14 protein-coding genes are annotated in these 14,816 nt (G+C 71.4%); 7 read left to right on the forward strand and 7 right to left on the reverse strand.

Annotation, left to right across the window (positions count from 1 at the left end; translation table 11 throughout):
• Positions 1 to 10 precede the first annotated feature (10 nt).
• A complete protein-coding gene (locus tag IF28_RS0120700) occupies positions 11 to 1,186 on the reverse strand; it encodes a serine hydrolase domain-containing protein (protein WP_030222465.1) in 1,176 nt (391 codons plus the stop codon).
• The gene (locus IF28_RS0120705) at positions 1,138 to 2,490 is read right to left on the reverse strand and encodes a multidrug effflux MFS transporter (RefSeq protein WP_030222468.1); all 1,353 of its coding nucleotides are present in this window, start codon (positions 2,488 to 2,490) and stop codon (positions 1,138 to 1,140) included. Before IF28_RS0120705 ends, IF28_RS0120700 begins: the two co-directional genes overlap by 49 nt.
• A 141-nt stretch (positions 2,491 to 2,631) precedes the next feature.
• On the opposite strand from IF28_RS0120705, the gene IF28_RS0120710 reads away from it, so the two are divergent.
• Positions 2,632 to 3,678: a Gfo/Idh/MocA family protein gene (locus tag IF28_RS0120710; protein ID WP_030222471.1), complete on the forward strand. Its 1,047-nt coding sequence runs from the start codon at positions 2,632 to 2,634 to the stop codon at positions 3,676 to 3,678.
• Here IF28_RS0120710 and IF28_RS0120715 read toward each other — a convergent pair.
• Positions 3,665 to 5,305: an alkaline phosphatase D family protein gene (locus IF28_RS0120715; RefSeq protein ID WP_030222474.1), complete on the reverse strand. Its 1,641-nt coding sequence runs from the start codon at positions 5,303 to 5,305 to the stop codon at positions 3,665 to 3,667. The genes IF28_RS0120710 and IF28_RS0120715 overlap by 14 nt on opposite strands.
• 134 nt (positions 5,306 to 5,439) lie before the next feature.
• Between IF28_RS0120715 and IF28_RS0120720 the strand changes: the two genes are divergently transcribed.
• From IF28_RS0120720 to IF28_RS37125, 4 genes are all read left to right on the forward strand, one after another.
• Positions 5,440 to 6,267: an SDR family oxidoreductase gene (locus IF28_RS0120720; RefSeq protein WP_030222478.1), complete on the forward strand. Its 828-nt coding sequence runs from the start codon at positions 5,440 to 5,442 to the stop codon at positions 6,265 to 6,267.
• A gap of 275 nt (positions 6,268 to 6,542) precedes the next feature.
• Positions 6,543 to 6,884 carry a MazG-like family protein gene (locus IF28_RS0120725; RefSeq protein WP_030222482.1) on the forward strand — a complete coding sequence of 114 codons (342 nt, stop codon included), beginning with the start codon at positions 6,543 to 6,545 and terminating at the stop codon, positions 6,882 to 6,884.
• A gap of 47 nt (positions 6,885 to 6,931) precedes the next feature.
• Positions 6,932 to 7,732 carry a thioesterase family protein gene (locus tag IF28_RS0120730; RefSeq protein ID WP_030222485.1) on the forward strand — a complete coding sequence of 267 codons (801 nt, stop codon included), beginning with the start codon at positions 6,932 to 6,934 and terminating at the stop codon, positions 7,730 to 7,732.
• 81 nt (positions 7,733 to 7,813) lie between these two features.
• Positions 7,814 to 8,530 (forward strand): LysM peptidoglycan-binding domain-containing protein, encoded by a 717-nt coding sequence (locus IF28_RS37125; RefSeq protein ID WP_030222487.1) that lies wholly within the window; start codon positions 7,814 to 7,816, stop codon positions 8,528 to 8,530.
• 67 nt (positions 8,531 to 8,597) lie between these two features.
• Here the strand turns inward: IF28_RS37125 and IF28_RS0120740 are convergent, their stop codons facing one another.
• The 4 genes from IF28_RS0120740 to IF28_RS0120755 all read right to left on the reverse strand — a co-directional run bounded on the left by IF28_RS0120740 (position 8,598) and on the right by IF28_RS0120755 (position 12,547).
• Positions 8,598 to 9,233, reverse strand: coding sequence for a response regulator transcription factor (locus IF28_RS0120740; RefSeq protein ID WP_037893660.1), 636 nt, complete (start codon positions 9,231 to 9,233; stop codon positions 8,598 to 8,600).
• Positions 9,233 to 10,405, reverse strand: coding sequence for a sensor histidine kinase (locus IF28_RS0120745; protein WP_051713809.1), 1,173 nt, complete (start codon positions 10,403 to 10,405; stop codon positions 9,233 to 9,235). The genes IF28_RS0120740 and IF28_RS0120745 overlap by 1 nt, the downstream gene beginning before the upstream one ends.
• A 68-nt stretch (positions 10,406 to 10,473) precedes the next feature.
• Complete coding sequence (locus IF28_RS0120750; protein ID WP_030222496.1) at positions 10,474 to 11,136, reverse strand: DedA family protein; 663 nt, start codon at positions 11,134 to 11,136, stop codon at positions 10,474 to 10,476.
• 679 nt (positions 11,137 to 11,815) lie between these two features.
• The gene (locus tag IF28_RS0120755; protein ID WP_030222499.1) at positions 11,816 to 12,547 is read right to left on the reverse strand and encodes a hypothetical protein; all 732 of its coding nucleotides are present in this window, start codon (positions 12,545 to 12,547) and stop codon (positions 11,816 to 11,818) included.
• 271 nt (positions 12,548 to 12,818) lie between these two features.
• On the opposite strand from IF28_RS0120755, the gene IF28_RS0120760 reads away from it, so the two are divergent.
• Together IF28_RS0120760 and IF28_RS0120765 are read left to right on the forward strand one after the other, a co-directional pair.
• Positions 12,819 to 13,949 carry an AAA family ATPase gene (locus tag IF28_RS0120760; protein WP_199809017.1) on the forward strand — a complete coding sequence of 377 codons (1,131 nt, stop codon included), beginning with the start codon at positions 12,819 to 12,821 and terminating at the stop codon, positions 13,947 to 13,949.
• A 10-nt stretch (positions 13,950 to 13,959) separates the two neighbouring features.
• Positions 13,960 to 14,640: a DUF4276 family protein gene (locus tag IF28_RS0120765; protein ID WP_030222505.1), complete on the forward strand. Its 681-nt coding sequence runs from the start codon at positions 13,960 to 13,962 to the stop codon at positions 14,638 to 14,640.
• The last annotated feature ends 176 nt before the right edge of the window (positions 14,641 to 14,816 follow it).

A 14,816-nucleotide genomic window follows, 5' to 3' on the forward strand; every position in this document is an offset into this window, starting at 1 on the left:
GGGGGGCGTTTTACTTGCCCCGGACCGACCGGGCCACCCGGGTCCCCGCGGACGCCCGAGGTGTGCTGTCCGGGCGGGGCGGGCGGCGGGGGTGGACCGTGTTCGCCAGGAGGACCACGTACGTGTCCGACCGCCGGTTCAGCACCAGCGACGTTCCCGTGAAGCCCGTGTGGCCCGCACCGCCCTCCGCCAGCCCGCCCATGAACCACGGCTGGTCCAGCGCGAACCCCAGCCCCGGCGGGGTGAAGAGCAGATCCACGAAGTCCGGCCCCAGAATCCGCGCGGGCCCGTACGCCCCGCCCGCCAGTAACGTCCGGCAGAACACCGCCAGATCCCGCCCCGTCGAGAACAGCCCCGCGTGCCCCGCCACACCCCCCAGCGCCCACGCGTTCTCGTCGTGCACGACCCCCCGCAGCATCCCCCGCTCCGCCTTCCCCCACGGCCGCCGCTGGTCCTCGGTCGCCGCCGCCGCCGCGCACGGCCCGAAGGACGTCGCCGTCATCCCCAGCGGCCGGGTGATCCCGTCCCGCACCAGCACATCGAGCCCCCGCCCGGTGACGCGCTCCAGGACGTGCTGGAGCAGCAGCATGTTGAGGTCGGAGTAGCAGTAGGCACCCGGCGCCCCCACCGGCCGCTCCGCCCGCAGCAGCGCGAGCCGCTCCGCGTCGTCCGCGCAGTCGTACAGCGGGAGTTCGGGCCGCAGCCCGGATGTATGGGTGAGCAGTTGCCGCACGGTGACCCCGTGCCGCACCACCCCCGTGAACTCCGGCAGATACGCCCCCACGCGCGCGTCGATCCCCAGCGTGCGCCGCTCGATCTGCTGCACCGCCGCCACCGAGGTGAACAGCTTCGTCAGCGACGCCAGGTCGAACGGCGTGTCCACGGTCATCGGGACCCGTTCACGCGCCGGCAGTTCGACCGGCGCGTCCGCCTTCTCGTCGTACCGGGCGTACCGCACCGCCCACCCTGCCGCCTCCTCCACGGCGACGACGGGCCCGCGCCCGACGACCACGACGGCCCCCGCCGCCCATGGCCGCTCGCCGCTCACCCGGGCGTGGATCTCCCGTACCAGGAGCCGGAGTTCGCCCGCGTCGAGCCCCGCCCGTTCCGGGGTGCCGTCGCGCAGTCGCGGGGCGCTCAGATGCCCCCGCCCTTCAGGCCCGTCCGTCCGTTCCACGGTCGGCACATGCCCAGGAAGCAGACGAGTGCCACCAGGGCGGCGGCCAGTTGGACGACGGCCATCGGGACGGCGGTGTCCTCGCCGGCGATCCCGACCAGCGGGGAGGCGATCGCGCCGATGAGGAAGGACGTCGTACCGAGCAGGGCGGACGCGGAACCGGCGGCGTGCCGGGTGCGCATCAGGGCGAGGGTCTGGGTGTTGGGCAGGGTGATGCCCATCGCGGACATCAGCACGAACAGCGCGGCCGCCATGGGGACGAGCCCGACCTCGCCGAAGACGCCGAGCGACATCAGCAGCAGCGCGACCGCCGCGGCGACCACGACGGTGAGCCCGAGTCCGAGCACCTTGTCCAGCCGGACCCTCCCGACCAGCACCTTGCCGTTGATCTGTCCCATGATCACGAGGCCGATGGAGTTGAGCCCGAACAGCAGGCTGAACGTCTGCGGCGAGGCGCCGTAGATCTCCTGGACGACGAACGGGGAGGCGGCGACGTAGGCGAAGAGGGCCGCGAAGGCGAAGCCTCCGGTGAGCGTGTACCCGGTGAAGGCGCGGTCGGCGAGCAGCCGGCGCATCGAGGTGAGCGTCTCGCCGACGCCCCCGCCGTGCCGGTCGGCGGGCGCCAGGGTCTCCGGGAGCTTCGCCCAGACGACGGCCGTCAGCAGCAGCCCGACGCCGGTGAGGACGACGAACACGCCCCGCCAGTCCGTGATCCGCAGGATCTGCCCGCCGATGAGCGGAGCGATGATCGGCGCGACGCCGGAGATCAGCATGAGGGTGGAGAAGAAGCGGGCCATGGCCACGCCGTCGTACAGGTCACGGGCGACCGCCCGCGCGATGACGATCCCGGCCGCGCCCGCGAGACCCTGCAACAGCCGGAAGGCGATGAGGAGTTCGACGGTGGGGGCGATCGCGCACAGCGCGGTGGCGACGATGTAGACCGCGAGGCCGGCGAGGAGCGGGCGCCGGCGGCCCCAGCGGTCGCTCATCGGGCCGACCACCAGCTGTCCGAGAGCCATACCGGCCATGCAGGCGGTGAGGGTGAGCTGGACGGTGGCGGCGGGCGCGTGCAGCGCCTGGGTGACCTCCGGGAGCGCGGGGAGGTACATGTCCATCGCCAGGGGTGGCGTGGCGGTCAGTCCGCCGAGGACGAGTGTGACCAGCAGGCTCGTGCGGCGGGCCGACGTCGCGCGGATCGCCGCCTCGGCCGCCTTCAGATCGAGCGCGGCCGGACCCCGTGCCGCCCTGCCGTCCGTCGGGTTCGCCGCCGTATTCGATACGGAGTTCGATATGGACGCCCCACCCTCGGGCATGTGACCCCTCCCTTTTCACGCCATCGGCTCCCTATGCTCTCAGCTCGTACGGAGTGCTCGGCGTCAACGGCGATGTCATGGGAGCGCTTCCAACGACATCCCTTCACGATGTGACGAACGACACGAGCAGGTGGGACACGCATGACGGAGCAGAAGGTGCGCTGGGGCGTCCTGGCGACCGGCGGGATCGCCGCGACGTTCACCGCGGATCTGGTGGACATGCCGGACGCGGAGGTCGTCGCGGTGGCGTCGCGGTCCGCGGAGCCGGCGAAGGCGTTCGCCGAACGGTTCGGGATACCGCGCGCGTACGGCGACTGGGAGTCGCTGGCGTACGACGACGGGATCGACGTCGTCTACGTCGCCACCCCGCACTCGGCGCACCGGGCGGCGGCCGGGCTGATGCTGGAGGGCGGGCGGCACGTGCTGTGCGAGAAGCCCTTCACGCTGAACGCGCGGGAGGCGGCGGAGCTGGTCGCGCTGGCGCGGGGCAATGGGCGCTTCCTGATGGAGGCCATGTGGATGTACTGCCACCCCATGGTGCGGCGGCTGAAGGCGCTGGTCGACGACGGCGCGATCGGCGAGGTGCGGCATGTGCGGGCGGACTTCGGGCTGGAGGGTCCGTTCCCGGCGTCGCACCGGCTGCGGGACCCGGCGCTGGGCGGGGGCGCGCTGCTGGACCTGGGCGTGTATCCGGTGTCGTTCACACAGCTGCTGCTCGGGGAGCCGTCGGACATCGCGGCGCGAGCAGTGCTCTCGGAGGAGAGCGTCGATCTCCAGACGGGTGCGGTGCTCTCCTGGGAGAGCGGTGCTCTCGCTTCGGTGCACTGCTCCATCGTGGGCGGTACGGCGACCGCCGCCTCGATCACCGGCTCGCGGGGCCGTATCGACGTCCCGGACGGCTTCTTCTTCCCCGACCGCTTCGTCCTGCACCGGACCGGCCGCGACCCCGAGGAGTTCACGGCCGACCCCGCGCACGGCCCCCGCGCCAGCCTCAAGCACGAGGCCGCCGAGGTGATGCGGGCCCTGCGCGCCGGTGAGACGGAGTCCCCGCTGGTCCCCCTCGACGGCACCCTCGCCGTGATGCGGACGCTCGACGCGATCCGGGACCGCGTCGGCGTCCGCTACCCGGGCGAGCGGGCGGACACCCCCGGCACCCCGGAGGTCGCCCCGGAGGTCACGCCGGCTTGAGCCCCGGCTCCCCCGCCTCCGTGACGAAGGAGGCGGCGGTCGTGAGCGGCGCGCCCTGCGTGGTCACGTGGGACACCGTCTTGAAGTCGGTGCGCGCCAGCTCACGGCCGAGCGACACCGTCGCGTAGCCGCGCAGCCCGTTGTAGAACCGCATGTGCGGGTTGGCGGCCGTGAGGGTGTTCCAGTTGGCGGGCTTGGCGGAGCCGTTGCCGCCGCTGGTGATGGAGGACGTGACGATCTCCGTGCCCACGGTCCGGGAGTCCGGGTCGGAGAAGTCGCGCTTGACGTCGAAGCCGTAGTGCACGTGCACGTCGCCGGTGAGGATCATCAGGTTGTCGACACCGGCGGCCTGCGCGCCGGCCAGTACCCGCTCGCGGGAGGCCGGGTAGCCGTCCCAGGAGTCCATGGAGACCTTGGACGGCGGGGTGGTCGTGTCGTGCCGCTGCGAGAAGGTGACCTGCTGGGGTACGACGTTCCACACGGCGTCCGACCGGTGCCAGCCGTTGATCAGCCAGCGTTCCTGGGCGTCGCCGGTGAGGGTGCGCGACGGGTCCTCGGACTGCGGGCCGGGGTACTGCCAGCCGTCGCCGTAGGCCTGGTCGGAGCGGTACTGGCGGGTGTCGAGCACGTCGAACTGGGCGAGCCGGCCCCAGTGCAGGCGGCGGTAAAGCCTGAGGTCGGGGCCGTCGGGGAGCTGGGGCCGGCGCAGCGGCATGTTCTCCCAGTAGGCACGGTAGGCGGCGGCCCGGCGCAGCAGGAACTCCTCCGGCGGGACGCTGTTCTCCGGGGTGTCGTCGGAGTAGTTGTTCTCGGTCTCGTGGTCGTCCCAGGTGACGACGAAGGGGTGCGCGGCGTGCGCGGCCAGCAGGTCGGGGTCGGACTTGTAGAGGGCGTACCGCAGGCGGTAGTCCTCGAGCGTCACCGTCTCCCGCTTGAACAGGTCGGGCAGGGTGCCGGCGGGGTAGGCGCGGGAGCCCGCGACGTCGTTGACGGCGTACTCGTAGAGGTAGTCGCCGAGGTGGAAGACGACGTCCAGGTCCTCGTCGGCGAGGTGCCGGTACGCGGTGTAGTAGCCCTGGTCGTAGCGCTGGCAGGAGACGACACCGAAGGTGAGTGCGGCGGCCCTGTCGCGGTCGGCGGGCGCGGTACGGGTACGGCCGACGGGGCTGACGAAGCGGCCGGCGCGGAACCGGTAGTAGTAGACGTGGCCGGGCGCGAGGTGGGGGACCTCGACGTGCACGGTGTGGTGGAACTCGGGGTGGGCGGTGGCCTTGCCCCGTTTGACGATCCGGCGGAACCGTTCGTCGAGGGCGAGTTCCCATGCGACGGTGACGCGTTTCGCGGGCAGCCCGCTGTCGGCCTGGTACGGGACGGGGGCCAGGCGCGTCCACAGCAGGACGGAGTCGGCGTGCGGGTCGCCGGAGGCGACGCCGAGGGTGAAGGGGTCGTCGGCGATCCGCGCGGCGTCGAGTTCGGCGGCGGCCGCGGTGCCCGTGCCGGGCAGGTCGACGGCGAAGGCGAGCGCGGCGGCGGCACCGGTGACGGTCACGAAGCGGCGGCGCCCGATGTGCCGGGCGGCCGCGCGCAGTTCGGGGGCGTGCTCTGACTGACGGAACTCGGAAGTCATCCGATCCTCCCCTGACGTATGGACACGGGAGGAATTGCAGTGCCCGGGAACGACCAACCATTGACGCGTACACAGCATCGAAGCGACGCCCACATGAGATCCGGGTGCCGTCCCCTCCCGTACGCTGCGGGCCCATGAATGCCGAGCGAACGGACGGACGGACGAGGATCGCGGTGATCACCGGGGCGGGCTCCGGTGTAGGACGCGCGGTGACGCGGGAACTGCTGCGCGCGGGCTGGTCGGTGGCGCTGGCGGGGCGGCGCGCGGAGACGCTGGAGGAGACGGCGGCGCCGGCCGCGTGGGAGGCGGAAGGGACGGCCGCGCGGGAGGCCGGCGGGGTGAACGCGGGCGCGCCCCGCGGTGAGGCGCTCGTCGTGCCGACGGACGTGTCACGACCCCGCGACGTCGACGCGCTGTTCGCCGCCACCGTCGGCCGCTTCGGGCGGGTCGACCTGCTGTTCAACAACGCGGGGACGTTCGGCCCCGGCGGGGTGCCGGTGGAGGAACTGCCCTACGAGGCCTGGCGGCACGTGGTGGACACCAACCTCAACGGGGCGTTCCTCTGCGCGCAGGCGGCGTACCGGCTGATGAAGGAGCAGGACCCTCAAGGCGGCCGGATCATCAACAACGGCTCGGTCTCCGCGCACACCCCGCGTCCCCTCTCGGTCGCCTACACGGCGACCAAGCACGCGCTGACCGGCCTCACCAAGTCGCTCTCCCTGGACGGACGCCCGTACCGGATCGCGGTGGGCCAGATCGACATCGGCAACGCGGCGACCGACATGACGCGGCGGATGGGCACGGGCGCCCTCCAGGCGAACGGGGAGACCGCCCCGGAACCGGTGATGGACGTCGCGGACGTGGCCCGCACCGTCCGGCACATGGCGGAGCTGCCGCTGGAGGCGAACATGCAGTTCGCGACCGTACTGGCGACCGCGATGCCGTACATCGGCCGGGGCTGAGCAGGACCACCATCCGAGCCTGCACAAACGGAATGTGAACGTCCGCACCATTGCGGCCGGTAGTAGGCCTATGCTCAAATCTTCCACACCAAAGCTTCACAGTTGGAGCGGGCGGCTTCCGCAGGCCATCTCCAGGGGGGAGGCGGCAGCCGTTCCACCACACCGGGTGGGGGTGGACCCGCGCGGGACCGCGGGTACACACCGGTGGGTGGAACGGCTGCCGCACCGACACGGGCCGCCGCGACTGTCAGTGCCGTGTGCCAGGGTCGTACGTCATGAGCGACGAGCACCCGTCCACCGATCCGTGGGACTCCATCGAGGGCCTGTACGAGTGGCTGGACGCGAACCGTCCGGTCGACGGCCGGGAGGGCCTGCTGCTGCGGATCCTCAAGCTGTCCGAGGAGGTCGGCGAGGTCGCCGAGGCCGTGATCGGGGTGACCGGCCAGAACCCGCGCAAGGGCACCACGCACACCTGGGACGACGTCCGGTCGGAGCTGTGCGACGTGGCGGTCACCGCGCTGATGGCGCTGCGCACCCTCACCCCCGACGCCCGCGAGGTCTTCGCCGAGCACCTGGCGAAGGTCGGCCGCCGTGCCGGCACCACGCCGCGGCCCTGAATGTAGTGTGCACGTGATTGCCGCGACGCCGAAGGAGTGACGTCCCCATGTCCACCGCCACCCCCCGGGGCAGCTACTTCGAGCGTATCGACGACCACCGCTACAAGCCGACCCCTCACGCGGGCGGCGCCTGGGACCCGGACGAGCAGCACTTCAGCCCGCTGGGCGGCCTGATCGCGCACGCCATCGACCGCCACCGGCCCGCCGCGCCGGACGAGAGCGGCCTGCTCCTCTCCCGGATCAGCTACGACATCCTCGGCCGGCTCGCCCTCGACGAGTGCGAGATACAGGTCGAGACGGTCCGCCCCGGCCGCACCATCGAGCTCGTGGAAGCGGTCGTACGGATCGCGGGCCGCCCGGTCGTACGGGCCCGCGCCTGGCTCCTCGCCGCCCTGGACACCACCGGGGTCGCGGGCGGGGCCGGGGACCGCCTCCCCCGCCCCGAGTCGCTCGACCCGTGGCCGATGGACGACCTGTGGCCCGGCGGCTACATCGCCGACCTGGACGTCCGCCCGGTCGGCGCTCCGCGGCCCGGCCGTACGACGGCCTGGATCTCGACGCCGCTCGCCCTGGTCGCCGGTGAGACCGCCGGCCCGCTCGCCTCGTACCTGGCCCTCGTCGACACCGCGAACGGCATCGCCGTACGGCAGCCGCCCACGGAGTGGATGTTCCCCAACGTCGACCTGACCGTCCACCTCCACCGCCGGCCGCGCGGCACCTGGACCGGCCTGGACACCACGGTCGTCTTCGGCCCCACGGGCCAGGGCCTCACCAGCACGGTCCTCCATGACGTGGACGGCCCCGTCGGCCGGGCCGAACAGATCCTCACGGTGCGCCCGATGAGCTGATCGGCCCAGTGGCCGCGCCCCCCGACATGCCGCGACTTAGCGTAAGGGTCAATCACCGTACGCAATCGCAGGAGGTGGGACATGGGGCACATACGCCGCCGGGGCCTGGCTCTGGCCATGGTCAGCGGCCTGGCAGCCGGCTCGATGTTCATGGGAACGGGTCCGGCAGCGGCCGCGGAGAGCACGGACCGGCCGCATCACGTCGCCGAGGAAGCGCCGAGCCACGAGACCCGCACCGTGGTGCGCGGCACCACCTTGTGGGAGATCGCCGACGAGCGGTACGGCGACGGCATGAAGTGGTGGGCCGTCTTCGCGGCCAACGCCAAGGCGATCGAGAAGTCCGCGCGGGCCCACGGGCTCAAGGGCAGCGACCTCGGCCACTGGATCTACCCCGGTGAGGAACTGGCGGTCCCCGCACCGGAGATGGTGGAGGCCCATGAGAAGTCCTTCCGCGAGGCCCTCGACCATGTCCTGACCCGGCACCCGCGACTACGCGCGGGCACGACGGCGTTCTGCCCCGGCCTACGGGCCCCCGAAGACCTCGGCGCCTGCGTCATGAGCCTGCTGGATCAGGCCCCTCAACTCCTCGAGCAGGCACCCGGGTTGCTGAACCAGGCTCCCCGGCTCCTGGAGGGCGCCGACTTCCTCCAGGAGATCCCCGTCGCCATGATCACGGCAGTGCTGGAACCCCTCGTCACCTGCGTGACGGAGGAGGAGAACCCGGTGGACTGCCTGAGCGAAGCACTGACCGAGGCGCTGCCGCAAGCACCGGCCGAGGCGCTCCCCGGCACCCCCTGACCCGCACCGGCCGGGCGGTGGGGGCGGGGCTCCGACGGGACGCCCCCACCGCCCCGCCGCCCGCGCGTCAGGACTCCAGATACCGCAGCACCGCCAGGATCCGCCGGTTGTAGCCGGTGGTGTGCGGCAGCCGGAACTTCTCGAAGATCGCGTTGAGGTTCTTCTCCACCGTGCTCAGCGAGATGTGCAGCTTCTCCGAGATCGCCGCGTTGGTGTACCCCTGCGCCAGCGTCTCCAGCACGCTGCGCTCGCGCGGGGTCAGCCGGGCCAGCGGGTCGCTGTGCGTCGTACGGATCACCAACTGCCGTACGACCTCGGGGTCGATGGCCGCGCCGCCCGCGTGGATGCGTTCCAGCGCGTCGAGGAACTCCTCCACCTGGGCTACCCGGTCCTTGAGGAGATAGCCGACCCGTTCCGCGTTCGACGTCAGCAGCTGGGCCGCGTAGTTGCGTTCCATATGCTGGGAGAGAACCAACACCCCTACGCCGGGCCATCGTTCACGGATCTCCAGCGCGGCCCGCAGCCCCTCGTCCGTGTGGGTGGGCGGCATCCGGATGTCGGCCACGACCAGGTCCGGCGGCCGCGCCTCGACCTCCCGCAGCAGGGCGGCGCCGTCCCCCACCGCGGCGACGACGTCGTGTCCCTCCTCGACGAGCAGCCGCACCAGCCCCTCCCGCAGCAGGGTCGAGTCCTCGGCCAGCATTACGCGCACGGCAGCTCCGCGGTGATCGTGGTGGGCCCCCCGGAGGGGCTGTGGACGTGCAGTCTGCCGTCCAGGGCGCCGACGCGGCCGAGCAGCCCGGTCAGCCCGCCGCCCTCCGGCCGCGCGCCGCCGACGCCGTCGTCCTCGACGCGGACAACCAGGACGGGCCCGTACGACCGGACGCTGACCCGGATCTCCGTGGCGGACGCGTGCTTGACGGCGTTGGTCACCGCCTCCGACACCACGAAGTACGCGGCGGTCTCCACGGAGGGGGGCAGCGGCCCGGTGAGCGCGACGTCGGTCCGTACGGGGAGGGAGCTGCGCTCGGACACCCCGGCCAGCGCCTCCTCGAGGCCCAGGTTGTCCAGCGCCGCGGGATACACCCGCCAGGCCACCTCACGCAGTTCGGTCAGGACGTCCTGCGACTCCTTGTGGGCCTGTTCCAGCAGGCTGCGCGCCTGTTCGGGCGTCCGGCCGCCGCGCCGGACCCGTCCGAGGAGCATGGCCAGCGCCACCAGCCGCTGCTGCACGCCGTCGTGCAGGTCCCGTTCGATGCGCCGGCGCTCGGCGTCGACGGCCTGGAGCACCGCCGCCCGGCTGCTGGCTAGTTCGGCGATGCGCCGCCGCATCAGCTCGTGCTCCGAGGGGCCGAAGCACGCGCGGGCCAGCCGCGCGTCGAGCGCCTCCAGCGAGAACAGCCCCTGTACGTCGAGGAAGAGCAGCACCCCGCCGAGCACGATCTGCGCGGGCAGTTCCTCCCAGTGGAGGGTGCCCCGCACCAGGCTCGCGACGAGCAGTCCCGCGAGGACCGCGCCGAAGGCGAGCAGCCCGACCACGAACGCGGTGAGCAGTCCGGCGTACGTACGGGCGGCGAGGTAGCGCAGCACGCGCCGGCCGGACGGGGGCTCGGGCGGGCCGGGGAAGCGGTCGTGGAAGAAGACGGACCGGCGCCGGCGTTCGACCTCCGTGAGCCGGCGGGCGCCGGCGGTCAGGACGGCGAGGGCGCGGCGCCGGGTGCGCGGCCACAGCAGCAGCGGTCCGAGGAGGGCGCCGACGACGGCGAAGTACAGCAGTCCGAGCGGCGCGGTGAGGCAGCCGAGGAGCACGCCGGCGGCCCGCCGGGGCAGCGTGGGGAGGGGCTGGGCGGTCGTCTCCGGCTGCTCCCCGTGCACGGTCGCCGACCCTAGCCGGGCGGCGCAGCCGGGGCAAGATCGTTCCGCCTGGGCGGCCGGGAGGCCGTTCATGACGTACGGCGGTGGCGGGCGTCGCCGCGGGAACGCAGCCGTACGACGACGTAGCAGGCCAGCGCGGCGGCCACCGCGACCAGGACGCCCTTGCTGAGCACCCCCACATAGCCCTCGACCATGTCCCACCGCTCCCCCAGCCAGTAGCCGGACAGCACGAGCACGGAGTTCCACATCAGGCTGCCCGCGGCGGTCAGGGTGAGGAAGACCGGCAGCGGCATGCGCTCGAGACCGGCCGGTACGGAGATCAGACTGCGGAAGATCGGCACCATACGGCCGAGGAGGACGGCCTTCGTCCCGTGCCGGGCGAACCATTCCTCCGTCCGCACCAGGTCGGACGCCTTGACCAGCGGCAGTCGCGCCCAGAGGGCGTGCATGCGCTCGCGGCCGAACAGCGCGCCGATCCCGTACAGGGCGGTGGCGCCGGCCACGGAGCCGAGCGTGGTCCAGAACAGGGCGGAGAAGAGGCTGATGACGCCCTGCCCGGCGGCGAACCCGGTCAGCGGCAGGATGATCTCGCTGGGCAGCGGCGGGAAGAGGTTTTCCAGGGCGACGGCGAGCCCGGCGCCGGGTGCGCCCATGGCGTCCACGAGGTCGGCCGCCCACCCCGCGATTCCGTCCGCGGGTTCCTGGGGCAGGGCCAGGGTGAGGTGGTCCATGTCGGGGTCTCCCGGTGGGAAGGGGATACGAAGCGCTCGCCGCGCACAGGGCGCCGCGATCTGCCCACCACGCTAGAAACCACAGCTCAGGGACGGTATGCGGGTTAACTTCGAAGGAATACGGTTTCCCGCACCCTGGGCTGTACGGGTTACCGGCGCGCGTGCGGCGGCGATCCGGCGGCGATGCCGCGGTCGTGCCGCGACACGGCTCCGGACGTGGCGGAGCCCGGGAGTCGTATCCAGCTCCCGGGCCCCTGGGGATGCCACCCATTTGCGCACGCCGGTGGCGTTTAAGAGGACGGATCAGTCATGAAGCCGTCGTGTTCTTCCTTTGAACTACCGCACCAGGTGAGAGGTGCAGACGAGATTCGAACTCGCATCCGATGGCGTGTGTCCGTCCCCGGTCGATCCGGCGATCGGCGGCGAATGCTGAGACTGGAGCGAGAGTCTGAGATTGACCGCGGTTCGCGGCTGCCTCTGCCATGTTGGGCTACCCCGGCCCGCTGTCGGGCTGTTGTGCCGGGGGAAGGACTCGAACCTTCACTGTCACCGCTTCTTCAGGCTGAACTTCAGTGTCAGCTTGCGCTCCTGACGCGCGACCGGTCCTCACCCGGCCCGCGCTGGTCGCGCACCCCCGCGCTCGCACGCGGGGGCGATCATGGGGTCACCGTACCCGGCGTCAGCCGAGCAGGTAGCCGAAGACCGCGTCGCCGACCCGCTGGTCGGTGACCTCGGCCCCGTTGGCCTCCTCACGGGCGAACTTCACGGCCTGCTGGAGCTTCTCCACCCGCTCCACCAGCTCGTTCACCCGTCGCGCGGGCAGCGCGCCGGAGAACTTCACGGTCGTCCAGTATCCGATCGGTACGTCCTCGTAGTACACCTCGACCTGCGCCGGGTGCTTCTCGGTCGCCTCCGCCTTGACGTGGTTGCGGGGGACCTTCTTCGTACGGATCGTGCGCACCGGGTCGGTCTTCCACCAGTCCGTGGACGGGTCGTGGGACCAGGACTCGGCGGCGTCGAGGGTGGGCAGCTTCTTGACGAAGGTGTGCAGGTCGGTGAGCTGCTTCTCCAGGAAGAGCAGATAGCTGACCGGCACGTCGGCGACGATCGTCCGCCCGTCGACGGTGACGTCCGCGCGGGCCCGGCAGTTCGCCCAGTCCTTCGTCGCGGTCACGTCGAACAGCCGGGTCAGCGACGCGCCCATCTCCCGCAGCACGTCCTCGCCCTGCACCTGCACCCGCGTGGACTCGGGCGGCAGCTGCTCGCCCTCCTCGTCCTTCGGCTGGTACGTGCGCGAGATCCCGGCCAGCAGCGCCGGCTTCTGCACCTTGTGGTGCGCGGCGGTGATGTCCTGGAGCGACTTGCTCTTGACACCCTTCTCGACCGCGATGATCTGGTTCAACTTCGCCATGTCAGGCCCCCCTTCGAACACCAGGACCTTATCGACACCGCACCGGGCCCGTCGCGCGGATTTTCCGCGCTCGCCTCTTCGAACCCGTGTCACCCGGCCCCTCCCGTACCCCTGGCCGCTCCGCAGCACCGGGGGCGGTCCGGGGGGAGTGGAGTACGCACGGTGAACGCCCCGGGACCGGTCGCGCGGCTGAGCCCCTGCCGGGACCCGCCGCGCCACTCCGGTGACGCCGACGATGGCCGGCCACCGGCATCTCGATACATTGATGCCCATGTCACGCAGGCTTCGACGCATCACTGTCAGCGGCTACAAGTCGATCGATCAGGTCGAGCTGGCTCTGGGCCCGGTCACCATGCTCGTCGGCCCCAACGGCGCGGGCAAGAGCAACTTCATCGGGGCCGTGGAACTGCTCGGGTTCATCGCCGACGGTGATCTGGGTGAGGCGGTCGGCAGGCTCGGGGGGGCTGCGGCGCTCCTGCATGACGTGGCCAAAGGGGCCGCGGGGATCGGGCTGCGGGTCGAGGCCGACGACGGCGCCCTCGTGAACGCCTACGAGGCCAAGTTGGTGCCCTCGCATCGGGGTGAGCTGGTCTTCAGCCGCGAGGTGGTCGAGTTTCACGACACCGGACGCTTTGAGAAACCGATGAGGGAGGAGATCGGCCGGGGGCACCGCGAGTCGCGGCTCGCCGAGACCGCGGAAAGGACCCCGTTCGAGAGCATCGTCGGGGTTGCCCGTCACACGCTGGAAATACTGCGGGGCTGCCGCGTCTACCACTTCCACGACACCACACCGGGCGCCCCGGTGAAGCAGCCGGGCTACGCCACGGATACGGAGAACTTGCACCCGGACGCCCGCAATCTGGCAGCGTTCCTGATGCGCCTGCGCGAGGAACATCCGGCGGACTATCAGCAGATCGTGCGTACGGTGCGCTCCGTAGCGCCCTTCTTCCGTGACTTCGTCCTCACCGAGGATGCGGCAGGTCGTGTGCTGTTGCGGTGGAAGCAGTCGGGGAGCGACACCGTGTTTCCCGCTGACGCGTTGTCCGACGGCTCCCTGCGCTTCATTTGCCTGGCTGTCCTCCTGCTTCAGCCGCGCCCACCGGCGCTGCTCGTGCTCGACGAGCCGGAATTGGGCCTGCACCCCTTCGCCATCACCGTTCTGGCGGAGCTGTTCCGGTCGGCGTCCGCCCACAGCCAGATCCTCGCGGCCACTCAGTCCGTCACCCTGGTCGACCAGTTCGAGCTCGATGAACTCGTCGTCGCAGAACGCGTCAACGGCTCCACTCGGCTGGACCGGCCCGACCGCGAGGCTCTCGGAGCCTGGCTCGGCGACTACTCGCTCGGTGACCTGTGGCTGAAGAACTTGCTGGGTGGTCGCCCCCGGCCCGAGCGGAAGCGGTGAGAACGAGACCATGCGTCAGGTTCATGTGCTGGTGGAGGGCGTAACCGAGGAACGCTTGGTCCAGCAGGTCCTCCAGCAGGAACTCGTGCCGCGCGGTATCTGGCTCACGCCGGTCACGCTCAAGACCCGGCGAGCCGCTGGACGGCCGCACGACAAAGGTGGTGTCAGCAAGTGGTCCAAGATCGAGCATGACATCCGGGCGCTGTTGCGCAATTCCGCCGTCGACACGGTGACCACGATGCTCGACCTGTACGGACTGCCCTCCGACACTCCCGGGCTTTCCGATGCCCCGGCCAACGACGCGTACGCGCGGGTCGGGCATGTGGAGCAGGCGATGGCACAGGCCATCAGTGACCAGCGGTTTCTGCCCTTCCTCGTTCTGCATGAGACGGAGGCTTGGGTGCTGGCCGCCGCGGACGAACTCGCCGAGCTGACCGCCGTACCCAGGCTGGCCGAAGTGCTGCGTTCCCATGTGGCCGATGCGGGCGGACCCGAACTCGTCAACGACGGACCCGATACGGCGCCGTCGAAACGGCTCCTGAAGGCTCACCCTGCCTACCGCAAGGTCGTCGACGGCCCGGACGCGATCGAATTTCTCGGCCTGGACGCCTTGCGCGCCGCATGCCCGCACCTCGACACCTGGCTCAAACGCCTGGAGTCCGGATCCGACGACGGCGACGCCGCCATGTGACAGCGGCGGACGAGCCGGGCTGTACGCCGGGACCTGTCCACCAGTTTCGCCCCGATCACCGCCCCCGAGACGGGGTACCTGGTGTGCATGTGCCGGTGAAGGGGCTCGCACGCGTGGGCTGCCCGTAAGGCAAAGTGGAGCGGTACACACAGCGGCGGCGCGCACGACGGTCGGCG

Source organism: Streptomyces sp. NRRL WC-3626, from assembly GCF_000718785.1.
Taxonomy (GTDB): Bacteria; Actinomycetota; Actinomycetes; order Streptomycetales; family Streptomycetaceae; genus Streptomyces; species Streptomyces edwardsiae.